Annotated in this window: 19 protein-coding genes; 14 read left to right on the top strand and 5 right to left on the bottom strand. The window is 46.1% G+C overall.

The window, feature by feature from the left end; translation table 11 throughout:
• Window positions 1-3 precede the first annotated feature (3 nt).
• The 4 genes from EYR25_RS01070 to EYR25_RS01085 are packed head-to-tail and all read left to right on the top strand — an operon-like array spanning window position 4 to window position 4,483.
• Window positions 4-1,968, top strand: a complete 1,965-nt coding sequence (locus EYR25_RS01070) for a methyl-accepting chemotaxis protein (RefSeq protein WP_133178224.1) — start codon at window positions 4-6, stop codon at window positions 1,966-1,968.
• Window positions 1,969-2,820: a CheR family methyltransferase gene (locus tag EYR25_RS01075; RefSeq protein ID WP_023267263.1), complete on the top strand. Its 852-nt coding sequence runs from the start codon at window positions 1,969-1,971 to the stop codon at window positions 2,818-2,820. It abuts the gene before it with no gap.
• Complete coding sequence (gene cheD / locus EYR25_RS01080) at window positions 2,801-3,421, top strand: chemoreceptor glutamine deamidase CheD (protein ID WP_023267262.1); 621 nt, start codon at window positions 2,801-2,803, stop codon at window positions 3,419-3,421. Before EYR25_RS01075 ends, cheD begins: the two co-directional genes overlap by 20 nt.
• A 3-nt stretch (window positions 3,422-3,424) precedes the next feature.
• Window positions 3,425-4,483, top strand: a complete 1,059-nt coding sequence (locus EYR25_RS01085) for a protein-glutamate methylesterase/protein-glutamine glutaminase (protein ID WP_133178225.1) — start codon at window positions 3,425-3,427, stop codon at window positions 4,481-4,483.
• Window positions 4,484-4,499: 16 nt separating this feature from the next.
• On the opposite strand, the gene EYR25_RS01090 is transcribed toward EYR25_RS01085, so the two are convergent.
• Window positions 4,500-6,149 (bottom strand): diguanylate cyclase, encoded by a 1,650-nt coding sequence (locus tag EYR25_RS01090; protein ID WP_133178226.1) that lies wholly within the window; start codon window positions 6,147-6,149, stop codon window positions 4,500-4,502.
• Window positions 6,150-6,503: 354 nt separating this feature from the next.
• Between EYR25_RS01090 and EYR25_RS01095 the strand changes: the two genes are divergently transcribed.
• Both EYR25_RS01095 and EYR25_RS01100 read left to right on the top strand, forming a co-directional pair.
• Window positions 6,504-7,661, top strand: a complete 1,158-nt coding sequence (locus EYR25_RS01095; protein WP_133178227.1) for a DUF1570 domain-containing protein — start codon at window positions 6,504-6,506, stop codon at window positions 7,659-7,661.
• Window positions 7,662-7,764: 103 nt separating this feature from the next.
• Window positions 7,765-8,214 carry an SRPBCC family protein gene (locus EYR25_RS01100; protein WP_039978185.1) on the top strand — a complete coding sequence of 150 codons (450 nt, stop codon included), beginning with the start codon at window positions 7,765-7,767 and terminating at the stop codon, window positions 8,212-8,214.
• 158 nt (window positions 8,215-8,372) lie between these two features.
• On the opposite strand, the gene EYR25_RS01105 is transcribed toward EYR25_RS01100, so the two are convergent.
• From EYR25_RS01105 to EYR25_RS01115, 3 genes are all read right to left on the bottom strand, one after another.
• Complete coding sequence (locus tag EYR25_RS01105; RefSeq protein ID WP_039978183.1) at window positions 8,373-9,965, bottom strand: ABC-F family ATPase; 1,593 nt, start codon at window positions 9,963-9,965, stop codon at window positions 8,373-8,375.
• Window positions 9,966-10,197: 232 nt separating this feature from the next.
• A complete protein-coding gene (locus EYR25_RS01110; protein WP_133178228.1) occupies window positions 10,198-12,138 on the bottom strand; it encodes a phytase in 1,941 nt (646 codons plus the stop codon).
• A 24-nt stretch (window positions 12,139-12,162) separates the two neighbouring features.
• Window positions 12,163-15,000: a TonB-dependent receptor gene (locus EYR25_RS01115; RefSeq protein WP_207953669.1), complete on the bottom strand. Its 2,838-nt coding sequence runs from the start codon at window positions 14,998-15,000 to the stop codon at window positions 12,163-12,165.
• A 630-nt stretch (window positions 15,001-15,630) separates the two neighbouring features.
• On the opposite strand from EYR25_RS01115, the gene EYR25_RS01120 reads away from it, so the two are divergent.
• The 8 genes from EYR25_RS01120 to EYR25_RS01155 all read left to right on the top strand — a co-directional run bounded on the left by EYR25_RS01120 (window position 15,631) and on the right by EYR25_RS01155 (window position 24,989).
• On the top strand, window positions 15,631-16,596 hold the full coding sequence (locus EYR25_RS01120) for a diguanylate cyclase domain-containing protein (protein WP_133178229.1): 966 nt from the start codon (window positions 15,631-15,633) through the stop codon (window positions 16,594-16,596).
• Window positions 16,596-17,750: an AraC family transcriptional regulator gene (locus EYR25_RS01125; RefSeq protein ID WP_133178230.1), complete on the top strand. Its 1,155-nt coding sequence runs from the start codon at window positions 16,596-16,598 to the stop codon at window positions 17,748-17,750. The genes EYR25_RS01120 and EYR25_RS01125 overlap by 1 nt, the downstream gene beginning before the upstream one ends.
• A 393-nt stretch (window positions 17,751-18,143) precedes the next feature.
• Window positions 18,144-19,352 (top strand): CmlA/FloR family chloramphenicol efflux MFS transporter, encoded by a 1,209-nt coding sequence (gene cml / locus EYR25_RS01130; RefSeq protein ID WP_133178231.1) that lies wholly within the window; start codon window positions 18,144-18,146, stop codon window positions 19,350-19,352.
• 376 nt (window positions 19,353-19,728) lie between these two features.
• Window positions 19,729-20,697: a helix-turn-helix transcriptional regulator gene (locus EYR25_RS01135; protein WP_039978182.1), complete on the top strand. Its 969-nt coding sequence runs from the start codon at window positions 19,729-19,731 to the stop codon at window positions 20,695-20,697.
• Entirely contained in the window at window positions 20,694-21,899 is a 1,206-nt protein-coding gene (locus EYR25_RS01140; RefSeq protein ID WP_133178232.1) for an EAL domain-containing response regulator, read from the top strand. The genes EYR25_RS01135 and EYR25_RS01140 overlap by 4 nt, the downstream gene beginning before the upstream one ends.
• Window positions 21,900-21,939: 40 nt before the next feature.
• Entirely contained in the window at window positions 21,940-22,197 is a 258-nt protein-coding gene (locus tag EYR25_RS01145) for a hypothetical protein (RefSeq protein WP_133178233.1), read from the top strand.
• Complete coding sequence (locus EYR25_RS01150) at window positions 22,187-24,121, top strand: hybrid sensor histidine kinase/response regulator (protein WP_133178234.1); 1,935 nt, start codon at window positions 22,187-22,189, stop codon at window positions 24,119-24,121. Before EYR25_RS01145 ends, EYR25_RS01150 begins: the two co-directional genes overlap by 11 nt.
• An 85-nt stretch (window positions 24,122-24,206) precedes the next feature.
• A complete protein-coding gene (locus EYR25_RS01155; protein WP_133178235.1) occupies window positions 24,207-24,989 on the top strand; it encodes a CLCA_X family protein in 783 nt (260 codons plus the stop codon).
• A 10-nt stretch (window positions 24,990-24,999) separates the two neighbouring features.
• On the opposite strand, the gene EYR25_RS01160 is transcribed toward EYR25_RS01155, so the two are convergent.
• Complete coding sequence (locus EYR25_RS01160) at window positions 25,000-25,953, bottom strand: hypothetical protein (RefSeq protein WP_133178236.1); 954 nt, start codon at window positions 25,951-25,953, stop codon at window positions 25,000-25,002.
• Window positions 25,954-26,014: the final 61 nt, after the last annotated feature.

Below are 26,014 nucleotides of genomic sequence, written 5' to 3' on the forward strand. Positions count from 1 at the left end.
ATTATGGGTATCCTTGATATTTTTGGTAATACCGAAGAGCGCCAACGTAGAGATGAAGAGCGCCAACGCTATTTCCAATTACTCGATAATAGCGGTAATAATTTTATGATTGCCGATAGCGACCGCAATATCATTTACGCAAATAAAGCCGTGCTGAGTATGTTGTCAGAGGCGGAGGCCGATATCCGTAAGCAGTTACCACAATTCTCGGTTGCGAAGATCGTCGGGAGTAATATTGATATTTTTCATGTTAATCCTGCCCACCAGCGCAATATGCTTGAAAGACTATCGCAGCCCCATACGGCGCAGATTAGCATTGGTAAGCGCACCTTTAAATTGATACTGACACCTATTATTTCCCGTGATAATAAACATTTAGGTACGGGTGTTGAGTGGATCGATCGTACCGAAAGCATTGAAGCTGAGCGTGCAACGCAACGAATATTAGAGGCGCTGAACAATACCAGTACCAATGTGATGATCGCCGATGCGAGTCGCACGATCATTTATATGAACCGTTCGGTAGAGGCGATGCTACGTCGCTCCGAGAGTGAGATTCGCCAGGTGTTACCTCATTTTTCGGTGGATAAAATCGTCGGCAGTTCAATGGATATTTTTCACCGTAATCCCGCCCATCAGGCGAACTTACTCGATAAACTCGACCGCAAGTATGAATCACAAATTCAAGTCGCCAGTTGTCATTTTCGTTTAACTGCCAGTCCGATTATTTCTAAGTCGGGTGAACGCTTAGGTTCTGTGGTGGAATGGCTAGACCGAACAGAAGAAGTCCAAGTTGAGCAAGAAATTGCCCGAATTGTGGCCGCTGCCGCTGCAGGTGATTTTTCAAAACGCGTTGATAGTCAAGGTAAACAGGGCTTTTTCTTAATGCTTGCAAATAGCCTTAATTCCTTGATTGAAACCTCGGATCGTGGGCTTCAGGATGTCGCGCGTGTGCTTATGGCGATGGCAGATGGGGATCTGACGACCCGCATCTATAACGAGTATGAAGGGACCTTCAATGATTTGAAAAATTATTCAAATCAAACGGCTGAAAAACTGTCCTTCATGATAAGAGATATTCAAAAAGCCGCAGATACCATTAACACCGCATCTTCAGAAATCGCTCAGGGTAATGCCGATCTGTCCAGTCGAACAGAGGAACAAGCCTCTAGTTTGGAAGAGACGTCAGCCAGCATGGAAGAGTTAACCGGCACCGTTAAATTAAATGCGGATAATGCAAGCCAAGCAAATGCTTTAGCTTCTAAGGCGGCTGATGTTGCCGAAGACGGTGGTGAACTGATCCAGCAAGTGGTGCAAACCATGGCATCGATTAACGAATCGGCACGTAAGATTGCCGATATTATCGGTGTTATTGATGGTATCGCCTTCCAAACCAATATCTTAGCACTTAACGCCGCGGTAGAAGCGGCAAGGGCGGGTGAACAGGGGCGGGGTTTTGCTGTCGTCGCATCTGAAGTACGAAGCTTGGCTCAACGCTCTGCAAATGCCGCTAAGGATATCAAAGCCTTGATTTCTGACTCTGTTAGCAAAATTGAGAGCGGTAATAGTCTGGTTGGTAAATCAGGCGACACCATGAAGGAAATTGTCATTGCCATTAAACGTGTTAACGACATTATGGCAGAAATTGCCTCTGCATCGAATGAACAGGCAATCGGCATTGATGAGATAGGTAAAGCCGTCGTACAAATGGATGAAATGACGCAACAGAATGCTGCTCTTGTGGAGGAAGCCGCTGCGGCTGCAGAAAGTATGCAATCTCAAGCGCAGCAACTGGCTGATAGTGTATCGAATTTTAAAGTTGACGAAGAAAGCGATGCTGCACCCCGTGCCAGTGAGTTAAAAAAACTCACGGGTAAATCTTCAGCTTTAGCGCGGGTCTCCACAAAACCAAAGGCAATGGCGCCAAGGATAAGTAAGGCTGATCAAGATGAATGGGAAGATTTTTGATTGAGTGAACTTAGACCCTTAGGCAAGGAATACATTTTTACTTCGGCTCATTTCAATACCGTGAAATCGCTGCTTTATCAATTTGCAGGGATAAAGTTAGCCGAGAGTAAAGATGCCATGGTGTATAGCCGATTAGTTCGGCGGATCAGGGCTCTCAAATTACCGGGTTTCTCGGATTATTTTGACTACTTGCAAGCCAATGAAAGTGAGCATCAAGAGTTTATAAATGCGCTTACCACCAATCAAACGGCGTTTTTTCGTGAACCGCACCATTTTGAGGTGTTAAAACGCCATTTGCAGGCCCATCCGCAAACTAAACGAATTTGGTGTGCGGCGAGTAGTACAGGTGAAGAACCCTATTCAATTGCAATGGTGGTTGCAGAGCATTTTGGTCGATTTAATACGCCAATTGAGATTATTGCTTCTGATATTGACAGTGCTGTATTAAAAAAAGCGCAGTTGGGGATCTACCCCATAGAAAGAATAGAGACAGTAAGTGACGAGCGGAAAAAGATGTTTTTCCAGCGAGGTAAAGGGGCTCAACTCGGTAATGTTCGCGTTGTACCCGAATTAAGGCAAATGTTGCAGTTTACGCGCATCAATTTAGTTGACAACTTTTGGTCAATAAAGACGCCGATCGATATTATTTTTTGTCGAAATGTAATGATTTATTTTGATAAAGCAACGCAAGAAAGCATTTTAAAACATATGATGCTTTCGCTTGCTGAGGATGGATTATATATCGCGGGACATTCTGAAAATTTTAATATGTTTCCGCAAATTATAACACCAGTGGGACAAACGACTTATAAAGCCGTAAAGGGAAGTGTGAGTGCAAAAACCGAATATTGAATATCCAGCTGCGGGCCCTAATCGGTATTTTGATCACTTGTTTGACTGTGAAGCGGTGAAAATTCTACCTGGTGAGTACTATGCTACGCGTGAAGACACCTTGATTGTTACCGTTTTGGGGTCATGTATTTCCGTTTGTCTTTATGATCTTGAACGGAAAATTGGTGGCATGAATCATTTTTTATTACCCAATGACAATGGCCATGGTACTGGTATTTTAACTGATTCAGCCCGTTATGGTGTTTATGCAATGGAGTTACTTATCAATGAGTTACTAAAGTTAGGTGCTCGACGACACTTTCTTGAAGCCAAAGTTTTCGGCGGTGGCAACATGTTATCAGGGTTAACCGTTCAGAATATTGGTGAACGTAATGCCGAATTTGTTCTTGAATATTTGCGGATGGAGCAAATTCCGGTTATCGCGGCGGACTTGCTCGATATTTATCCGCGGAAAGTCTACTTTTTTCCTGATTCTGGACTCGTTAAAGTAAGGAAAATTAAGACGATGCATAATAGCACTATCATGGACAGGGAAAGTGAATATCGCTTACGGATTAAAAATCTTCCTCGGGGAGGAGATGTTGAACTCTTTGGTGATTAAAAGATGACGATAAAGGTCTTAGTGGTCGACGATTCTGCGTTAATTCGCAGTTTATTGGGAAAGATGATTGAGTCTGATCCCGAGATGTCTTTGGTCGGTATGGCTGCGGATGCTTACATGGCCAAGGACATGGTGAATCAATTTCGCCCAGACGTGATCACCTTAGACATTGAAATGCCAAAAGTAGATGGGCTGACTTTTCTTGATCGATTAATGAAGGCAAGGCCAACTGCGGTGGTGATGATTTCAGCGCTCACCGAAGAAGGCGCAGATGCAACCTTCAATGCATTGGCTTTAGGCGCAGTAGATTTTATACCTAAACCGAAATTAGATTCGCCGCAGGGAATTAATGAATATCAGGATTTGATCCTCGAAAAGATCAGATCGGCAGCCAGAGCCAAATTGCTTAAAGCGCCGCAAATACCTGTCACTAATGCACCTAAATCGAGTATTAAACCCGCTCTAAGCCAGCGTACTGTCAATACCCAGTTGGTCGCGATTGGGGCTTCAACGGGGGGCACTGAGGCGATTTTATATCTTTTACAGCAATTACCTGCGGTGATGCCACCGATTGTAATCACCCAACATATGCCTGCGGGCTTTACGCGCACCTTTGCAGAGCGACTAAATAAGCTCACTCGCCTGAAGGTTAAGCAAGCGGAAGATGGGGAGAGGTTGTTGCCCTGCTATGCCTATGTGGCGCCAGGGGATATGCATCTCGAAATCATTAAGGTTGGAGGCAGTTTTAAAGCAAAGCTTAGCCAAGGTGAAAAAATCAGTGGCCATAGGCCGTCAGTGGATGTGCTATTTAATTCGGTAGCCCAATATGCAGGGGCCAATGCCACAGCCGTTATTTTAACAGGGATGGGAAAGGATGGTGCCGATGGGATGGAAGCAATCGCAAAACATGGTGGCAAAACCTTTGCTCAGGGAGAACAAAGCTGTGTTGTGTTTGGCATGCCAAAAGAGGCTATTAAACGTGGCGTGGTTCACCAGGTGGTTGAACTGCCACAACTTGCAGACAAGCTATTGAATTACCTTGCCTCACTCAGTCGTGACTAAAACAAAGATGCCTTGCTTAGGTCGACTCGCTATTTTTTATTAAGGTAGTAACAAGGCGGTTTCTGCCAGTTCGTTTAGCTTCATATAGATTTTTATCAGCCAGTAATAAACAGTCCTGAAACTCTTCACACTCTGTTGAAAATGCCAAGCCACCGCTTAACGTCACCTTAAACTCTGCGCCTTCTTCAACAAAAACAATATGGCTGAAACTTTCGCGGATCGCATTGAGTTTAGCAATGGCAAGTGGGGCGGGCATATCCGGTAACACCAGCATAAATTCTTCACCTCCATATCGCCCCATAAAATCCGTCGGACGTAGGGATTGTTGCAACAAATGTGCAAAGGCTAAGAGCACTTTATCGCCGCCGGAATGGCCGTAGGTATCGTTGACTTGTTTGAAGTGATCCAAATCCAGCATGGCAATACACACAGATTGATTAACGCGTTTGGCGAGATTAACACTACGGCGAGCCGCAACGAGAATTTGGGTGTGGTTGAGTAAGCCCGTTAAACTATCACGGCTCGCGGAGCTTCGAATATCATGGCCTCGCTGGGCACGGGAAATTACCTGGGTCACAAACAAACTCGGTGCTGTTTGTTTAGAAATTAAATCATCAGAACCTGCTTGAATAATACTGACCTTGTTTTGCATCGTGTCATCCGAGCTCAATACTAAAATTGGGCTCGAAGTATATTTATCTAGCTGGCGGATCATTTTCGCGAGTTCTAATCCATTTACCTCTGGCATATAGAGATCGAAAATAAATAAATCTGGCTCAAATTGCTCAAGTGTCGGTAAAACTTGTTCAGGTTTAGTCATCCCCCGTACCATCAGACCATGGCTTCGTAATAGGCTAGAAAAATAGTCCACCATAGATTGTTGATCATCCACTAAAAGTACTTTTAGTGGCGGTTTTTCGGACATTTTTAACCATTGATGAATTTTGCGTACTAATAACGTAGTTTCAGCTGGCTTGACAAAATATTCACTGATATTGGCGCGGATCGCTAATAAGCGCATATCAAAATCACCGCGGGAGGACAGTACAAATACGCGAGTATTATGTTTCTCAAACTCAGTTGCGGCTTCAAATAAAGCTTCTTCGGTATAATCGGGCAAAATGAGATCTAACAATATTAAGTCAAATGGCGTTGAGTATTGCACCTTGAGAAAATCGGTAAAGTTCAAAAAATGCTGCACATTAAAACCAAATTCATGCAGTTGTTTAGTGATCATGGCCCCGACATTACTATCGTCTTCAATAATGGCGATACAGTATTCATGCCGTGCTTTTGAGGGTTTATAGGGACTTTGCTGCATATTGGCTTCGACTACGGGCGCAGCAGGTTGATACTGTAGATTATTTTGCAGTAACTGGTGGAAAAGCGTATCCAGGCCTTTGATCACATTTAGCGTGGGAGCAGGGGTGTCGAGAAGATTTTTTAATTGAAGCTCAAGCTTATCAACAATATCTTTGGTTTCAGTTAAATCAAAGGTTTCACAGGAGCCCTTCAAATTATGCACTTCACGGTACACTGCCGACAGCATATGGCCTTGCCAGTTTTTACGGAGTGAGATCCATAACGTAATGATTTGTTTCTTTTTATCTGGTAAAGCATGTAAGTACTGACGTTTTAATTGTTCTAAGGATTCTTCAAGACTCATAAAACCATCACCATGATAAGAGTTTCCAGAATAAACTGCTGCACCGCTGCTGCGTATGCAATACCCCTTAAGGATAAATTCACCCAATTCATTTAGTTGTATTTTGTTGGGTACCTTATGAGTGTAAACCAAGGGAGAAAAAATGCGGGCAAAACAAGTCTATTATCGTGGATTATTTGTTTCGCGTTAGTGAGTATCATAGTGTTGCGTATTTTAAAATGTTGTAGCTTGTTGGCCGATCAAATAACTTATTGTTTCAAGGTATCTTTACATTCACTTTTTGGCGTAGTGAAGACAAAGTTCATGAATTAACTCGTTAGGTTTAACTAAATCAAATTGAAGGGAGTGGTGGCAATGGAAAGCCGCACAAAGCGTATTTTTGTAACGTTATTTTCAATGGCCATTATCGCTTTGTTAGTCGATTACTTTCACTACCAAGGCCGATGGAGTCGCATTGAGGCCAGCCAACTAGTGACTAACATTATGGAGCCCATTCACCATTACTGTTTAGCTAATCAATGGAACTGGTGTTCGACATCAAAAGAGTTACATTCCACTATGAGTCAAACAATACCTCAGATTGTGGAAAATGAGTCACATCAAATGGAGTATGGTGGATGTGATACCTTAGTTATAAAACAAGCGGAAGAGGCTCAGCAAAAAAGTAGAGGAATATATACTTGGGTTGATGAAAAAGGGCTTACACATTTCTCCGATAGTAGCCATGCAATGAAGGATAGTCAGCTGACACATTATACCGAGCCGCAATATAGTTTTGAATTGAAGATAGATTCATTGGCTACGACCCCTCCGCCATTTTTTCGAGATCGCCTCAGCGCAACGATTAAAGACATTGATAGTATTTACCGAAAATACTTACCCAAGCGTCAGCTTCATCCAATCAAAGTCAACTTAATGCTGGCTGGAAACCTGTCTGCTTATAACAAATTAAAGGCTCGATATGCTTCTCAAGTAGGGGCAAGCCAAGGATTTTATTCCGGTCAACATAATCTGGCTGCCGTATGGCATCGTGAAGATTCCCAAGCATTTAGAACGGCGATCCATGAGAGTGTTCATGTGATGAATGCTGGACAATTTGGTGATACGCCTCACTGGTTAAATGAAGGACTTGCTGAGTACTTTGAATCTTCAGAATTCTTAGAAACCGTTGAGTTAAATACTCGCTATGAATCAATTATTAACAATAATACTCGGAACAAGTCGAATATGGTTTTTGTGGATGATGAGGCTCATTTATCGATGGGACTTGTTGAGCTACTTGCTTCAGAACAAGATTGGCAAGGACAGAAGCAAGATGCGCTCTATCAACATTCTCATAGCTTTGTTCGCTTCTTGTTTCACCATAAAAATGGCAAACAGTTGTTAAGAAAGTTATTTGAGCACCTTAGTGTGCAGCGTTGTGGAACTAAGAATGTTGACGAAATACTCGGTTCTTATCCAGGTGGGATCAATCAATTGAATAGAGATTGGCTGGGATGGAGGCAACGATAGATGGGCATTTTTACAATAGAAATTAGCCGTTCAACTATAATCTTGCTATGTGCTGGTGCTAAATACAGATAGTAATTTCAACGTCATTTTGAAGGATAGGGATATGTCGGATAACACAGGTACTGTGAAGTTACATAGAGTGCTGCGCGCGCCCGCGGCGTTAGTCTATAAGGCCTTTACCGATAAAGCGGCGTTAGAGCGTTGGTTACCGCCTTACGGCTTTGTGGGGACGATTTATGAGTTTGAATTGGCCGTTGGGGCGGGCTACAGCATGAGCTTTACCCAATTTGCGACGGGATACAGCCACTCCTTTAAGGTGGTTTATACCGAGCTTATCCCCAACAAATTGATTAGACATACTGACCAGTTTGATGATGAGAATCTGCCGGGTGTGATGCAGGTGACTATCGAATTAACCGAGGTTTCCTGCGGTACCAATTTGCAGATCATTCAGGAGGGGATTCCAGCCGTTATCCCTGAGGAGATGTGTTATTTAGGCTGGCAGGAATCATTACAACAATTAGCGGCTTTGGTGGAAGCGAAAACCGAGTAACGCAGTCAGTCACTGCGTATATGAAAGGGTGATACAAAAGGGTGGTATAAAAAAGACGCTAAGCTCGAGTCGAGTGAAGCGTCTTTTCTTTGGGTCTTTTGAACTCCCTTTAGCAAAAGGACGTTTACCAAAAGTGCTTTTGCAAAAGCCGATGTTTATTAGGCACTGGCCAGGTTTGCCAGATACTCATCAAATGTCCCTTGGAAGTTGACCAATTTTCTATCGCGAATATCGATAATGCGGGTCGCTAACGAGGACACAAATTCGCGGTCGTGACTGACGAAAATCAATGTGCCTTCAAAATCTTTGAGGGCATTATTTAAGGATTCAATCGCTTCCATATCCATATGGTTAGTCGGCTCGTCCATAATGATAACGTTGATATCTTGCATCATTAACTTGCCGAAAATTAAACGGTTTTTCTCACCACCTGAGCAGTTTTTGGCTTTTTTGTTGGCATCATCTTCGGTAAACAGCAAACGACCTAACATGGCACGTACCATCAAGTCGTTGTGTTTTGGCTGACGCCATTGGTCCATCCATTCAATAATAGTCAAATCATTATCAAAATCGCTGGTGCTGTCCTGTGGGCAGTAACCAATGGAAGCGTTTTCGGACCACTTAATCGTGCCTTGATTATGGATTAACTCATTGACTAAACAGCGTAATAAGGTGGTTTTACCGACACCGTTCTCACCGATAATCGCAAGCTTTGCACCGGCTTCGAGGATTAAATCGCCGCCTTCGAATAGCAACTCACCGTCAAAACCGTGGGCCAAGTTTTCAAGGATAAGCGCCTGACGGTGCATTTTCTTACCCGGCGCGAAGCGAATCGATGGCGCGATACGGCTGGAGGATTTGACTTCATCCAGTTTAATTTTGTCCATGCGCTTGGCGCGTGAGCTAGCCAGTTTTGCCTTAGAGGCGTTAGCACCGAATCGGTTAACGAAGTCCTGCAGCTCTTCAATCTCGGCGCTCTTCTTGGCGTTGCTCGACAGCAATTGTTCGCGCTGCAGCGCCGATTGCTCAAGGAAGTATTCGTAGTTACCAGGGTAAATCCGCAGCTCACCGTAATCGATATCCGCCATATGAGTACAGACAGCATTTAAGAAGTGCCTGTCGTGGGAAATAATGATCATGGTGCATTTGCGCTTATTCAGCTCAGTTTCGAGCCAACTGATGGTGTGAATATCCAAGTTGTTGGTGGGCTCGTCGAGCAGCAGAATATCGGGGTTAGCGAACAGGGCTTGGGCTAACAGTACGCGCAGTTTCCAACCGGGGGCGACCTGTGACATTGGGCCATAGTGGAAGGACTCTTCGATACCGGCTTCAATCAGAATTTCGCCCGCGCGGCTCTCGGCGCTGTAGCCGTCCATCTCGGCAAATTCACTCTCGAGATCGCCCACACGCATGCCATCTTCCTCGGTCATATCGGGTTTGGCATAAATCGCGTCACGCTCTTGCTTGATTTTCCACAGCTGGGTATCGCCCATGATCACTGCATCGATAACCGTGTATTGCTCGAAGGCGAATTGATCTTGGCTTAGGGTGCCGACCTTTAAGCCCGGCGTGATCGACACGTTGCCCGAGGTTGGGGCGAGGGCGCCGCTTAAGATCTTCATAAAAGTCGATTTGCCGCAGCCGTTTGCGCCAATCAAACCATAACGGTTGCCGTTGCCAAATTTTGCCGAGATATTTTCAAATAATGGCTCTGGGCCGAATTGCATGGTGATATTTGCGGTAGAGATCAAGGGTATGTCCTAGGAAAAAGTCGTTAATAACGGCTTAAAAAGCTGACAACCGCAAACAGTATTGCAATATCGAGCTAGTTATTGGCCAAATGATTTGGGCGCGGAGTATAGCGATTTCAGACTCAAGATGCGAGTTTCAAGCAAAAAGGTTCAAGGCAAAAATAAACCGAGCCTCTCGGACTCGGTTATCATTCCTCTCGCCAGATCATGCAGCGTTCAACTGGCTCAATACTCAGTTAAGCGATAATTTCTCGATAATACTGCGCCAAGGCAGCCATTTAAAAGATTGATTATTATCGGGTAAATGATTGTGTCCATCCTGTATCACCAGCATTCCCTGTTGCCAAGCTCCCGTGCCAACGCTTAAGTGAGTCACGGCCAATCCATCGGTTTCGCTACTGCCATCGATACTGGTTTCGCGGCCATTTTCCATGCCGTTAAGGTTGACTCCAATACGGAACTTGCCTAGTTGGGCGTAGGGCGGCTGCGCCTGATACAGCAAGTAACTGTTGTCGCCTTGGCTCGACACCACCAGCAGATCCTGCTTTTTACCGTGAATATTGGCGGCTTGATAGAGTGAAATACCTTCAACATCGGGGACTAAGTCGCCCTCGGCTTTAATGATCAGTTCACCTTGGGTGCCGCCATTGGCCTTGGCATTAAAACGCCAAATGCCTTGGTCCTCTTCACCGATAAACAGCGCGTGCTGAGCCTCATCGACTACACAGCCTTCGACTTGGCTTGGGGTATGGATATCACGCACCAGTTTGATACTTGGGCCATTTACCTGCCAATCGACGCGGTATTGGGCGATGCGACCGGACTTTTCATTGGCGAACACATACAGGGTATCGGCATCTTGGTACAGACACATGCCATAAATATCCACCATATTGGTGGCTTGATTGGGATACTCGCTTAACTTGCCTTGAGCGTCGATTTCATAGAAGGCGAGACTGTCGTTATCCCTTAAGGTGGCCACGGCGATATCGCGTTTTTTACCGCCCAGCAACACTTGCTGGCGCAGATCGACGTTATTGATGCGCCCCGATGGCAGGGCTTGAACCTGCTCGCCACGCATATTAAAACTCAATAGCCCCCAACGTTTGTTGGTGCCAAGCACTAGGCTTTTTTCCGGTTCAGTTGGATGCACCCAAATCGCTGGATCGTCCATGGTATCGCCGGGTCTATCGGATGGGGCGCTTTCAACCCAAGCAGGAATTTCGATGATGTTATCGCTGGGATTGCTACTCGCTTTACTCAGGGCTGCAGGCAACGCTGCTTGGGTAAATAAATACTGGTCGGTTTTATCATCATAGAGGGCAAACTGGATTGCCCTGTTGGTGCCAGTTCCGTTTAGATAACCACTGAACCCCTGTACCTTCCCTAAGTTGTAGTTTGCAATCGGCTGTTGATCTAAGGTCAGGGTACCTTTTTTATCGCTTAATAATAACTTGCCATCGATGACTTGCATGCCCGCGATATCATTATTGAGGGTGGCGAGAACCAACTTCGCGCTATTGTCGGCAAAGGGGCTGGCATCAAATTGCCAAACACCGGCTTCGGGCTCACTCACTAACAGTTTGTCGCCATCGATGGCGCAGCTAGTGCTGTTGACGGGGATTGCCTGACTGCGCAGCTTTTTGGGCATAAAGTGCCCGGCATCACCTAACAGCCATTGCTCGCTATAACCGTCTTCGCCGCCAAACCAAGCGTAGATATTGCCATCCTGCGGCCTTGGCTGAATACAGATCCAATTGATTTCAAATGACGCCATCGGCAGTAGTGGCAATACATTGGTCGCGACTTTGCCTTCTATCTGTTTGATCATGATAGGGCGGATGCGATCGGCGCGGCGATCGAGCGTTAAGGCATAGGGATCGCTAAAGGCCAACAGTTCAAATTCGCCTTTGACTAAGGTTTTGGCGGCGGGCAGTGACGTTTTATCCGCGTTTGGCATGCTTTGTAGCATCAAACCAGTTTTTTCACTGACCCAAAGCCAATCAACGGCAGGGATTACTGCGTTGTTATCCTTGGTAAACAGCAAGGCTTGGGCTTGGCTGCCCTTGTGGGCCGGGGCTGTGATCGGTTGAGCTAAGGCACTCAAGGGCGCACTGATAAGGCCTGCTAAGCTAATGGCTATGGCACTAATTTTAGTAAATGTTGTTGTCATATCTTTGTTCTTTTTAATAGGTGATTAATAGTTGGTGTACTGCACGCCTAACTGGAAAGTGCGGCCATAGGCTTCGTATTGGGCGTTGTAGCTGCTGTCACCCGTGTAGCTGTAGTAGGGCTCGTCGGTCAGATTCACCCCTTTGAAATACAAGGTTAAATTGCTGGTTAGATGGGCCTTAGCGACAAAATCCCACTGCAAATGATTGTCTTGATAGAGATCGTAGCGCTCATCACTCAGCTCAGTGACTTCCTGTAAATATTCGGATTTATAGGCCGCCGATAACCAGACACTGGCGTAACTGTTTTCATAGCCAAGGGACAGGTTTGCGGTGAGATCCGATTGGCTCGGCATGGGAATATCGCGGCTCAGTAATTGGCCATCCTCCAGCCAACTGATCTTGGCGCTGGAATCCGTATAAGTGAGGTTAGAGTTGAGCACCAGCGCATTAAAGGGCTCGGGCAAAAAGTTAAACTCTTGCACATAGCTGAGTTCCACGCCGTAGATATCGGCGCTGTCGCCATTGACAAAGGTCACGGCGCTATGGGCATCGATATAATCACCACGGCCAGCTAAATCCGCCTGATAGATAAAGTTGTCGATATCTTTATAAAACAGTCCCGCCGAAATTAAGCCGATATTGCCGAAGTAGTGCTCGAGGCTTAAGTCAAAGTTCATCGATTCGAGCGACTTAAGCTCTGGATTTCCGAAGGTTAAATCGATATCGCCATCATCCTCTTCGAGCAAATATCCCGGCGCTAATTGGCCGAACGTTGGGCGGACTAAGGTGTTGGTCCAAGCGGCGCGTAGCACGGTATTGTCGCTATAGCGGTAAGTGAGATGCAGTGCGGGCAGCCAATGATCCTCATCGCGGGAGTGCTTGATGTCGATAAACTCGCCCTTGGCGCCATCGTAGCCGTAGCCGCTAGAATCCCATTGATTTTGCTCGAAACGCAGCCCCGTTAAGATACGCAGTTTATCGATATCGATATGGCCCATTAGGTAGGCGGCGTTGATATCTTCGCTGATATCAAAGTCGTTAATGGTGGACTCGATATCATCGCGATTGCTGTCGGCATCGAGGCTATCGATAAGCTGCCACAGTGGCGTAGCATCGATCCCGCTGCCAAAGCGGCCGAGACCGTAGTCAAGCTCATTGCCCGCATATTGACTCAATAGCAAATCGTCATCGCTCACGCCTTGATCGCCTAAGTCGCTGTAGATCCAGATATCTTCGCGATTGGATTTATCGCGGCGGCTCAGCTTGACGCCGGTTTTTAGCTCGACACTGTAATCCGCGAGGGTTAGCTGGCGGGTGAGATCCAGTTGACCACTGTTAATGGTGTCTTCGGCCTTGGAGGCGGCGATTTCAATCTCATCTAACTCAAAGTTAGCGTTTTGAAAGTAATCTTCGGGGGCGATGATTTGTGGCTGCTGAGTATGGCGAAAGCCCGTGTTATCAATCTTGGCGACAAAGTCGGCGCCGGCGATATCCCGTGGTTTTTCGGCGCTGGCGGTGCTGTGGCTCGCTTGATAGTCAAAGGTCCAACGTTCGAAGCGGGTTTGACCGCCCAGCACAAAGGAAGTGATATTTTGGTTCTCGGTGCGTGATTTTAGCGAGCGGGTGGTTTTGCCTTGGCTGAGGGCATTGGCTTGCTGCGGCGATTTCCACTTAGTTTTGGCGCTGTTACGGGTTTCGGTATCATCAAACTCACTGTAAAGGGTGCGCAGATACAGATCGGTATCATCGCTTGGTCGATAATCGAAGTTCACGCCTATGCCTAAACGTTCCCGATTGATTTCATAATCCCGCGCGTCGATGGATTCAAGCGCCGCATCTTCAAAGCCGTTATCCCCGGCAAATTCCCATTTACCGCCGGTTTCGACGTTGTCTGAGCCAAAGTCGCGGTTATACCAACTGGCGCCTATGGCTACCCCTAGCTTGTCGGCAAAGATATCGCTGTAGCTTGCGGCGAGTTTGGGATTGGTATTGTCGGTTAAGGTATCTTGGCTCGCCTCAGCGTTGAGGTTGAGATAAGTATCATCGCGATCGAAGGCCGACAGGCTTTTAACCTCAATCGCGCCGCCCAGTGCATCGGCATCCATATCCGGCGTTAAGGTTTTGCTCACTTCTACCGATTGCAAGAGATCCGATGGCACCACATCCAGGGCAACCGCACGGCGATCGCTTTCGGGTGAGGGTAAGCGGGTACCGTTCATCGACACTGAGTTATAGTCCGGCGCCATACCGCGCACGCGCACAAAACGACCTTCGCCCTGATCCCGCTCGATAGATAGCCCTGGCACCCGCTGCAGCGATTCACTGATATTGCTGTCGGGGAAATTCCCCAGCACATCGGCACTGACCACGCTCAGCACATTGTCGGCGCCGCGTTGGCGGTTCATGGATTTACTTAATGCGCCTTGTTGGCCGACGACACGGATATGCTCCACATCATCTTGGCTGCTTAAGTTGATATCTTGCAGCGTGGTTTGTTTATCGCGAATGCTAACGCTATGTTCCAGCGGCATAGCACCGAGGTAGTTGACCACTAAGGTGTAATCGCCATCCTGCACGCCGACAAAGAAGAAACGGCCATCGCGGCCAGCCTGTTGGCTCAGGTTGAGCTCTTTTAAGGTGACGGTTGCGCCAGCAAGAGGTTGCTGACTGACATTATCGCGAATTTGCCCTTCAAGCTTGCCAACGGCAAGGGCGCTGGTGCTAAAGCCTGCGACCATCATAGCCAAACTTATTGCTGACAGACGTGCAGCCAATTGGGTTTTAGGGATGGCATGCTGCTTTCGCGGCGCTCGGGAGCCTTGTTGTAACTCTTGTTGTAATGGTGGGGTACGAGATTGCATCTTGAGTTCCGTTTAAGTTGTTTCTGTTGAGTGTTATTGCAAGCCTTGGGTGAAGGCCTATTTGTGATGGCGGCCAAGTTAGGGGAGTAAAATGTCAGATTTGTGACGGGATAATTGAGCTGCTGTGTTTGACGGTTGTTAACGGACGAAAATGGCGGTTTTCGACCGTGAGTGAGCCAAAATGACGCTGAAACATCACCGCAAAAAATTGGCATGGATTAGTCAAAGTCGTTCAGGAATGATGCAGATATGAAGATTGTTATTGAAGATAATATCTTAATTTATAAAGTATTATATTGCTTTTGGTCTTAAAGCAATGATTTGCAGCAAAGGTCTCGTTAAGTCCGCGCAGGCATGGAATTCAGCATCAATCAGCTCAATATGGGGTTTTTATCTGTACCACTCAAAAGTGCCTGAGCTAATTTGCCGCTGTAGTCGGCACGAATATTATGTGGTTAAGGTTTTTATTATATTAAATTCAATGCATTAAGCTTTATTTGTTTATGTTTGTCAGCTTAGCGCTACTAAATGGCGTCACGGCATTGTCATAAAAGCCCGCTAACTTGCCATCCCATAAAGCATTAACGTTGTATTTGCCCCATTTGGGCTTCACAGAACAAGGTGTGTATTTTGGGAACTCCTGCAAAATCATTACGGCTCGCCAGCGTCTATGGCTTAAGTCTGCTTATCATCTTTATCGTGCCGCTGTTTCTTTGGCAAAGCACCACGGCCAAGACTGTGGCGGCGGTGGATTGGTTCGATGTCACCACCGAGGGCGCCTTATTTATCCTCGGTATGTGTTGGTTGATGGTGATAGTGTCTGTTCGCCCTTCTGGTAGAGTGACAAATCTGTTGATTGCTGGCCTATCAAGTTACTGCTTGGGCTGCTATTTAGATTTGTTAGATGAGATTTTTATCGTCAAAACTATCCCAGTGTATAACTGGTTTGAAAAGATGCCGACGCCAGTAGGACTGCTGGTGCTGACCTGTGGCCTATGGCTATGGCGCGATGAGCAAACCGTCGTCAATCGCCAGTTGCAAACTCGGGAGCAATTTCACCGCGAACATCAGTTAACCGATGGCTTAACCTTGCTCAATGATGCTAAAGCCTTTGAACATCACTTAATAAAACAATTATCGCAAAATCAAGCGTTTGGTCTGATTATGCTTGATATCGATAATTTTCATCAATATAACCAAAATCAAGGGGTGGAAGAGGGTGATAGGCTCTTGTCGCAGTTGGCATTGTGGCTCAGCTCAACCCTTAGGAATCAGGATTTAGTCTGCCGCTACGCAGGCGATCGCTTTATCATTCTGTTGCGCGGTGCGATTCCGCCCTTAGTGAGTGTGATGGCGGAGCAGATACAGCAAGGTATTAGCGCGTTCGGTTGTAGCGCCTCCGTGGTTTGGGCATTGCCTTCACCTAAAGTGCTGCCATTGCAAACGCATAAAGCGCATGCAAAGGAAGAGGCCTCAGCGTTGCTTCAATTTTTGAATCAAAAAATGTCACAGCAAAAAGAGAGTCGTAGCCCGGCCGCCACAGCGGCTCAAGCGTGTAACACGCAAAATCCGTCGACCTTGAGTGAGCTTAACTGATGCGCGCGCTCGCCACTTGGCAGGATAAATGTATCGATAGCCAATTGCTGGTGGCGAGCATCGTTGGGCTTTTTAAACAGCGTGGGCTCGATAGCGATAAGTTGTTACGGGGCACAGGGATTTTTACCGCGGACATTCGTAAACCCGATCACCTTATTAGTCCAAAGCAGTTATCTCGGCTGCTGGACAATGCCTTATCCCTGTGGCCAAGTGGAGATTTAAGTTTCTTATTGGGTCAGCTGTGGCTGCCATCCCAAAGCGGCGCGCTCACGGCGGGGATATTTTGTGCGCGAGATCTGAAGTCGCTCGGGCATTTTTGGCATAAATATCATTGGCTCACACAACCTTGGTTGCAAACTTGGCGCTGGCAGGGGGAGCAGGAATGGCACTTTCTATTAAGCCTCGACCTAGGCATGCAGCGGCACAAACAGTTTTTCATTGAATTAAGCTTGTCGTCCCTCACTGCATGCTGCAAACAATTGCTTGGCCAAGCATGGCGCGGCAGTATCAGTTTTCCTTACCCCGCACCAGCGAACTTAGCCCATTACTATAAGTATTTCGGCACTGAGTTAAGCTTTGATGCGCCCCTTTGCCGAATTTCGATGGCAAAATCCCTGTTGTGCCAACCTCTGTTGTTTGCAAGCCACTTAGAGACCCATGCGATCGATTTTACTGGCTCCAAACATACCGAGCAGCTGAATAAGCCCGCTGCGTTGCAACCTTGGGAGCACCCTCATGCGAGCACATTGGATCGCCATTTTAACGAGCCGCTTGCGAGTACTGTGTTAAGGCCGCAATTGACGATGGCCAAAAATGCCCGTCAAGCTCTGCTCGCGCATGGGTTTCGCCACGGATTAGCGGCTGGGATCCGCCTTAAATTGATGCAGAAAACATTGAGCCTGCCGGAAATGGCACAGTTGCTGGAGATAAGCTCTGCCACGTTAAAACGGCGTCTTGGGGAGATGGGGCTGAGTTACGGGCAATTAGTCGATGAATCCCGTTTGATTAAGGCGCTGTATTTTCTTGCCGAGCCAGAGCAGGATGCTAATAGCATTGCGCATTCCTTATCCTTCAGTGACGCCAGTAATTTTAGGCGTTCCTTTAAGCGCTGGACCGGCCAATTACCCGCCTATTTCCGTTTTTGGCTCGCCTAAGCGAGCGCGATAAATATTTACGGCTCAAAACAGTAATAATTTCACCTGTTTTGAATGGGTATTCGCGATTTTGCATAATGGTTAGAAAAATCCCTGGGGTTATAGTTTTATTTATGCAAATTTAAGCATACCCAATCATTTGTAAGCGCAGTGGCGATTGGGTGCTGATTGGGGAATAAGTCATAGCAATCGAGGGGGGATTTGTGTCATGATCCGCCATCTTGTGCTGCAAGAGGCATGGTGACTCGTGCGGTAACAGGCGGTGTAATAAGCCCGCAGCCAGAACAGTAGTAAATCATTTTACAGGTTAAAAACGGAGGTTAAAGATGAAGAGGGCGGTGCCTTTTATCCAATTATCGCTGTAAACATTCATAGCAATAATTGGATTTTAACATGACAAAATTTAATCAAAACCCGCAAGACCGCAAATGGGATTATACCTTTGCGTACTCACTTCTATTACTCATTCCCTTCGATTTACTCGCCTCCCTTGGCATGGATCTGTATCTGCCTGCCATTAATGATATTCGCCAGAGCTTTAGTGTAAGCCAAGATCAAATGCAGCTGACTTTAACCCTGTATATGGCGATTTTAGGCTTAGGCCAGTTGTTATTTGGACCGCTATCCGACGCAATTGGACGCAGGCGAGTGGTGATTACCGGAGCCTTAGTTTACGCAGGTTCCAGTTTGGCGATGGCATTGACCGACAGCTTCAATGTGTTTTTGCTCCTTAGGATTGTGCAGGCCTTGAGCGCCTCTGCCGTGCTGGTGGCGGCATTTGCGACCGTGCGAGATGTGTTTGCCGATAGGGAAGAAGGTGTCGTTATCTACGCCATTATGGGCTCAGTGCTCGCGGCTGTGCCTGCGGTAGCGCCTTTTATTGGCTCGCTTATCGATGGACTTTGGCACTGGCGAGGGATCTTCTACACCTTAGCGATATTTGCTGCCCTAGTTGGTTTGCATGCCTTACTGAAATGGCCTGAAACCCGCCCAGCACAGACCCATCCCTTCGAGTGGTCGAGATGTTTTAACATCATTCGCGCTAAGGCGTTTTTAGGCTATACCTTGGCTTACGCCACGGCCATGGGCACCTTCTTCGTCTATTTTTCGGCTTCACCGAGCATACTGATGGACAAATTGGGACTCGATAAGGTGGCCTTTAGCTTGTGGTTTGGCTCGGTTGCGATAGTCATGATAATCACCACCCGCTTTGTTAAGCGTCTCGTCAAACGTTGGGGTACACAGGGCACTGTGCTGAGAGGCTTGATCGGCATGATGCTGAGCGGCGGCCTATTGTATGGGCTGGAATGGCTAAATGGACTGAGTTTACTTGGCTTTATGCTGCCCATGTACTTCATCGGAGTACATATCGCCTTAACCTGCGCCGTCACTGCTAATGGTGCCTTAGCGGCGTTTTCCCATTCTGCGGGGCTGGCAACCGCTCTGTATTATGCCATTGAGAGTCTGTTCTTAAGTGTCTTAGTCAGTCTATTGATTTGGCTGTTACCTTCGGGTACCACGCTGGTGATCTGTAGTTATATTTTGATCTCGGCGTCACTATCACTGCTATTTATTCTCTCCATTAGAGCGGATAACCAATAGTTTCAGCTCAGTTAGCGTCCATTAAAAGCCGAGAATAGCTCGGCTTTTTTGCATGCTTTATTGGTTGTTATTTGCTCGAAATTACCGTACGTATCACTAGACACTTTTTTTGGTTACCCAATGTTACTGTGCCATGGTTTTAGGCAAAAGTTGGCATTTATACTGCAAATTCTATGGCTAAAGCATGGTTACGACTCGGAGCAAATGGAGGGACAAGTGATGCGAGAAGACAAAATCACGGGTCTTTACTTTGTAGAAGCACAGCAACGCATTTGGATTATTTATACCTTGAGACATCCAGAGCCAATAGATGATGTGAACCATGAGACCTATATGGAGCTTCTTGAGAAAATAAAAAAGACAAATGGAACACGCTATGATTTGTACGCCTATCTCCTATCCAAGCAAAACCAGTGCACAGACATTCTCCAATTTCTTAAAACACACCCGCACTGAAAACCAATTATCTCAAGAGGATTTATGTTGCCTGCTACGGCAAAAGAGTTGCCTGTTCGATAGCTTAGATGCCATCACTATCAGCCGCTGGGAACGCGGGGTAAATATTCCCTCCTTGGCTAAACAAGCTGAGATAGTTGAGATTTTCGGAGCGGAATTATTTGATATTTATCGAGAAGATAAAACCTTTATTCATGAAGGCTTAGCGCTGATCAATTTATTTGAGTCCAGTATTGAACGCAGCGAGCATCCTTATTACCGAAATAAACCCTATCGTGTCGAGTTTATCGATAGTCAGGATGATAACTTTATGACCTTGCTGCAGTTAAGTTTGGTTTATGAGAGTAATCCACGGCTTTCTTTGGCGAATCGTCAATTATCTCAACCTTTCTTTTGTGGATTATCGCTGGTGGTCGCCTTTAGTTTTGGTGAGCAGATCGTGGGGCATAGTTTGTTTTGCCGCACTCAGGCTAAGGTTGCCCTCGAATTTATGAATGATGAGGTGGATTTATTTGAAGTCATAGGTCATCACTCCCAATCGATTCCCGATACCTTGATGGTGTTTTCATCCTTTGGGGTGACGCCACATATTGAGAATTACATGATGTCTGTTTACCTCCATAAGATGGCTTTAAGCCGCTCAATTAAATACCTGAGTTTTAGCATCTGCGATGAAACTTTAAAGCGTAAACTCACTCAGTTTAAATTACCGCTTTTTAAGATCCGAACCTTAGACAACTATCATAAGCCCATAAAAAACTACTCTTTTTTTGCTAGTCGAACCGAAGTGATGGCGAATCGAAATTTGCTGAAATTGTCGGTTATCCCTTCGGCTAAGTCACAGACAATCGATCCCATTTTCTTTATGCAGTTAGGGACCAGCATATGAATATACTCATCATCGATGATCAAAAATTTATCCGTGAGACGCTCAAAGCGGATATTCATCGGTATTTAGCGGAGGACGAGATCCATATTTATGAGGCGAGTAATGGCAACCAAGGGATAGAGTTGCTGATGGCGCTGGATGTGTCACTCGACTTAGTGATTATCGATTTAAAAATGGAGCAGGGCGATGGTATTGCGGTCATTAATATGTTGGCGACAACGCCTCGTTGGCTAACAGTGCCTATTGCGGTGATCAGTTCCTCCGATAAACGCACACTGGAATTGGTTGATTGCATTATTCATACCCTGAGACTCAACTTGGTTGGCGTGTTTGCCAAACCTGTTAATGCGAGCGATATTTTAACCCCATTACTGGCAACGGAAGCCGAAGCAAATACGGCGCTAGATATTCAGGCCAATCGACGCCATCGACATACCAATATCAATGTTCAACAACTACTTAAAGATGAGCAGTTGATCCTCTGTTATCAGCCTAAAATTAATTTAACTACCCAAGAAATCATGGGATTTGAGGTGTTATCACGACTGTGCGACCGTCATCACGGGTATATATACCCCGATGCGTTTTTACCCTTTATCAATCAGCAGGGGCTGAATAGCGTTTTCACTCGTATGGTGATTTCTCAAGCCCTGCAGTGTTGGGTACGTCAGCCCCTATTAGCCCAGTTTTCGCTATCGATTAATATCACTGCTGACGATCTTACCTGTGATGAGTTGATTGAATATATTATCGAATCGAGCCGGAACCATGATGGTGTTAAGTTGATTTTAGAGTTAACCGAATCCCAAGAGATCATTAATCAGGACAGGGTGCTCAATTCAATCGCACGGCTGATTATTAACAATATTGATATTTCCCTCGATGATTTTGGTAAAAGTTATTCCACCTACGATCGCCTTGATGCTATTCCATTTAAAGAAATCAAAATCGATAAAAGCTTTGTTTCTGATATGGATATCAATCATCAACATTACTTGATTGTGGAGTCGACGATTGCGCTCGCGCAGAAGATGCATGTCAAAGTGGTCGCAGAAGGTGTTGAAACGGCGGCGATTGCGGGTATTTTGTCAGCATTGGGCTGTGATGTGGCGCAAGGCTATTTATACAGTCCTCCTATTGAAGGTCGCTATCTGATTGATTGGATAGGCCAATATCAGAGCGAGTTAGTGCATGGACAATGATGAACTTGAGTGCACAGTTCGGCGAGCGGTGTTGGGCTTCATGAACCAGTATCCCCCCATTCAGCAACAAGTACTTAGACAAGCTTTACTCACCGAGCTTGAAAGTCTTCACTATCAACTGTTGCAGTTACAAGCAGGTGAAACCACATCTGAGATTAAGCATGCGTTTTGGGGGATGAGTAGTTATCTAGACCTGCACGAGACTTTTGCATTGACGAGTTTAACAACCGTTTCAGAGTTGAACGCGCAGGTAAGCCTGTTGTTGGCCGTGGTTCGAGAACTATGTCATGGGCAGTAGATTGACTCCGAGTATTCATCTGTTCTCAGGATTACTGGTCACTCTGTTGCTTATTGGTTTGACGTTGGCGCATTCGATAAATGAATTTAAAACGGTTTATCAAAAAAAGGCTCAAGCGGTATTTGCCTCATCCCAGGATATGTTTTTACAGCATCGAATAATGTTGGATGCGCTGCGATCGTTTTTTCATGCCTCTGAGGCGGTGTCACCCCAAGAGTTTGAAATCTTTGCTAAGGATCTATTGAGGATAAAATCGGCACTGGCTTTTACCTTAACGCCGGCGCTTCAACTTGCGTATCTATCCGATCCTGCTCAGTCCGCTGAGCTTAATCGGCTGCAACTGTTTCGTACCGAGCAAGGTGAACTACAGGCACAATTAAGGGATTATCTCCTAGTCGCCATTAAGATTGACGAGCCTAATATGCCGTATCTTATCTATGCCATCTCACAAAAAAGAATTTTGAGCCGCATCGATCAAGAACAGAACGTTTGCGTCACCTATCAATTTGAGCATTCTATAGTGCGAAGTTCAGCCTGTGATAGGCCTCCAGCAGTGGGTTTTTGGCGGCTATTTGCTTACTCAGATGAGCAATTTGTGGTGCTCAGCGAATATCAGACTCAATTTAATCTACAGGTTTACTACCAAGTTCCTCGCGCCGAAGTTATTGAGATCTTAGTGATTATTCTTTCTATTGCACTGCTTGGAAGTGCATTTTCCATACTGTGGTTTGTTAAAGCGAAACATCGGCAAGTAGTACAGCGTATTGAGTGGGAAAATCGCTCTAAGTTAGCGCTACTTGCCAGTATTAATCACGAGATCCGTACGCCAATCAATGCGTTACTTGGCTATAGCAAGATGTTAAAGAAAACACTCGCAGCACGTCATTCCACGCCAGTCCAAACTGATGCAGTAAATCATCATGAGCAAGCGCTCAGTGCAATCACGGATAAGATGATTTGGTCTGCTAATTTACTTTACTCGGTGGCTGAAAATACCTTGAATTACAGTAAAGCCGAGGTTGGGAAGTTAAAGTTAGACCAACACCCCGTAAACCTTAGGGAATATGTCGGACGGATCCAGGAATATTACCGAGCTTTTAATCGCACTTCGGGGAAAAAACTGACCGTAACGGTCAGTGATTCTCTACCCGATTGGCTGGCGCTTGATGGCACTAAGCTATTCCAACTCGTTACCAATATTATTAATAACGCTTTTAAATACAGTACTGGCGATCAAGTGCATTGTTATATCGATGTACACTCTTCATCAATACATGACTCGACATCAGCCAAGTTAAGGATATTAATCCGTGATTTTGGTGAGGGCATGTCTCGGCAGGCAAAGCGGGCGTTGGACGATCCCTTTATTCATCAATCGGTATCAAGTCAGGGTATCTCTGGAATGGGGCTTGGGTTATATACCTGTAAGCGTCTCTTAGAGCAAATTGGTGGGAAATTACGTTTACGCAGCCAGAAAGGGCGGGGAACGATTGTTCTGCTGCGTTTTCCCTGCCAGTTAGATTGTCAGGTGCCAGAGCCAACCAACCATTATGTCAAGCAGCCGTTACTTTTAGTGGATGATAATTTATTTAACCTTGAGATTTGCCGCAGTGTGCTCGAGTCGCATTTTACGCATATTCACAGTGCTGATAGGGCTGAAGAGGCCTTAAGATTATTTCAGAGCCTGCGACCCGCTATTGTGATTGTCGATTATCGTTTAAAGGATTCGGACGGGTTAGCATTAATTAAGCAAATGGTTATCGCGCAGGCTGAGCATTCATGGGCATGTCAGTACTTTCTGTTATCTGCGAATGATCGCCACGAGATCCCTAATTTGGCGCAGTTTCCGGAGGTCATCTTTATGCAAAAACCCTTTAGTATCGAAGTATTCTTAAGCAAATTAGCAACGGTTTCACAGCGGTAAGATTGTTGTTCCTTAAGCTATAAATCGGTTCATCTTTCACATAGAATCACTCCCATACAATGTTTACCCATGATGTTAACGGATAGTGTTAATCCATCAACAATATACCCGCCATGGCCCCGATTATCGCTTTGGGGAGCAAATGACCTTTCTGGATGTCAAGCAAACCTTTGGCTTTAGTCATGTGCGTGTAGGGCGTTGGGTCACACGTGAAGAGTCCTTAATTGCCGCGAATTTAGTGTTTGATTCATTGGCAGATCTTGCCTTTATCCTCAATTTACCGCCGTTGACCTTAGGATTGAGGCAAACCTTAAGCCTTGCCTTTGGTCATGGCGGGCAAAAGGGTGTGCAGGCCCATTATGCACCGGGATTGCGAGAACTGGCGTTAGCGAAAAATGCGGGTGCTGGGGCGCTGGCTCATGAGTTTTGGCATGCGTTTGACCATTATGTGGCGCCCAAAGCGTTTTCACGAACTACGGGGCGATTTAAATGTGCCAGCGATCTTTGGCTTGCCGATCTGCCGCTCATTGAGCATCCGCTAAATCAGCGTTTAGCCGAAATTTTTCGAGTGACATTGCTCTCTGAGGACAATTTGGAGCCAAGCGATTATGTCCGCCGCGCCATAGCTTTAGATAAGCGTTACGGCGCGCAGTATTTTGCCAAACCCACCGAAATGATGGCTCGCGCGTTCGAAGCTTGCATCGAATCCTATCAAGGGATCCAAAATTCCTATTTAGTCTCTGGCACACGCTATTCTGCACTGGCGAAGGAAGGGGCTTATCCCGATGAGCAGCATAGACAACGTATCTTTAATGCTTTGATTGCCTACTTTGAGCCATTAGGCATGGCCTTAGGAAAAACGGGATAAATCTGAGGCGCTAGTCTGCGAGTTGCTGCTGGCAGCAGGCCAGTTGGTGACGGATCGCATCGAGATATTGCGAGGCATGATAGTCCATTAGATACCAAGGGCTCGTTTGGCTTTCGGGAAGATGATTAAAGAATAATGGCTCGCTCGCTTTAAGCTTGCTGTGATCGGCACATTGTTGCCAAATATGATAAGGCGTGTGTGCAAGCTTGGCTAAGTGCTGACGTAGCCTGTGCTTATCTTTTTCGCTTAGGCTTGAGGCGAGGTTGGATTGTCTGAGTAATTCCAACTGTTCGAAGGGGTTGTCAAATAAAGCCTGTTTATTTTCACTGCTATTGGTTTCACTGACTTCATCTGTTTCACAGTCCTTGGACATTGGCTCCCAAGGCATCAAGGTAAACTCCGGCCAATCTAGTCGGTCACGCAGCAGCGTTTTAGCGATTCTTCTTTCTCCTAGCCAGTTATGCACCATGCAGGGTAAATGGTGTGTATCCGGCAGTTCAATACTTCGCCGTAAGCTCGGCAACAGCGACATACGCTGAACTTGCACGTGTTTCGCCAATTGCAGCATGAGTACAACTGTCGTTAAGCCTGAAGAGGGCCAACAACCAAGGGATGCGGTGAGTTCGGTGGCGACTTGGGTCAATGCTTTTGCCAGTTGCACAGCTTGCGGATGACCTTGCACTTCAAAGGCATACTGCGACTCGGCAAAGCCGCCATTGGCAATATTGACAACTTGACCTTGAGGAGCATTCTGCTGCGACCATTGTGTGCCATTAAAGATAAAGGTGAGGCCTTCGGCTGCAGGTTGCCACTCGCCAGAGGCATTGCCAATAATGGTCACTTGATCAAGCTTAAGTTGCTCAGCGAGTGTGCAAAGGCAAATCTTGGGTTGCGGTTCAGCCAATTGACGGCGCATATGCGTATGGGATTGAGGCGCATCGGCTATGGGCAGTGAATAGGACATACTCGCAAAGACTCTTTAACATAAAGGCGGGTATTGTACTGGAACTTCTGTTTTGACTAAA

The sequence above is a fragment of the Shewanella decolorationis genome, assembly GCF_004354305.1.
In the GTDB taxonomy this organism is placed as follows: Bacteria; Pseudomonadota; Gammaproteobacteria; order Enterobacterales; family Shewanellaceae; genus Shewanella; species Shewanella decolorationis.

What these genes read in the sequence shown, in the direction of transcription:
- EYR25_RS01070 (WP_133178224.1), top strand. Translation starts at nt 4, where the DNA reads ATGGGTATCCTTGATATTTTTGGTAATACCGAAGAGCGCCAACGTAGA.
- EYR25_RS01085 (WP_133178225.1), top strand. Translation starts at nt 3,425, where the DNA reads ATGACGATAAAGGTCTTAGTGGTCGACGATTCTGCGTTAATTCGCAGT.
- EYR25_RS01090 (WP_133178226.1), bottom strand. Translation starts at nt 6,149, where the DNA reads ATGAGTCTTGAAGAATCCTTAGAACAATTAAAACGTCAGTACTTACAT.
- EYR25_RS01095 (WP_133178227.1), top strand. Translation starts at nt 6,504, where the DNA reads ATGGAAAGCCGCACAAAGCGTATTTTTGTAACGTTATTTTCAATGGCC.
- EYR25_RS01100 (WP_039978185.1), top strand. Translation starts at nt 7,765, where the DNA reads ATGTCGGATAACACAGGTACTGTGAAGTTACATAGAGTGCTGCGCGCG.
- EYR25_RS01110 (WP_133178228.1), bottom strand. Translation starts at nt 12,138, where the DNA reads ATGACAACAACATTTACTAAAATTAGTGCCATAGCCATTAGCTTAGCA.
- EYR25_RS01115 (WP_207953669.1), bottom strand. Translation starts at nt 15,000, where the DNA reads ATGCAATCTCGTACCCCACCATTACAACAAGAGTTACAACAAGGCTCC.
- EYR25_RS01125 (WP_133178230.1), top strand. Translation starts at nt 16,596, where the DNA reads ATGCGCGCGCTCGCCACTTGGCAGGATAAATGTATCGATAGCCAATTG.
- cml (WP_133178231.1), top strand. Translation starts at nt 18,144, where the DNA reads ATGACAAAATTTAATCAAAACCCGCAAGACCGCAAATGGGATTATACC.
- EYR25_RS01135 (WP_039978182.1), top strand. Translation starts at nt 19,729, where the DNA reads ATGATTTGTACGCCTATCTCCTATCCAAGCAAAACCAGTGCACAGACA.
- EYR25_RS01140 (WP_133178232.1), top strand. Translation starts at nt 20,694, where the DNA reads ATGAATATACTCATCATCGATGATCAAAAATTTATCCGTGAGACGCTC.
- EYR25_RS01145 (WP_133178233.1), top strand. Translation starts at nt 21,940, where the DNA reads ATGAACCAGTATCCCCCCATTCAGCAACAAGTACTTAGACAAGCTTTA.
- EYR25_RS01150 (WP_133178234.1), top strand. Translation starts at nt 22,187, where the DNA reads ATGGGCAGTAGATTGACTCCGAGTATTCATCTGTTCTCAGGATTACTG.
- EYR25_RS01160 (WP_133178236.1), bottom strand. Translation starts at nt 25,953, where the DNA reads ATGTCCTATTCACTGCCCATAGCCGATGCGCCTCAATCCCATACGCAT.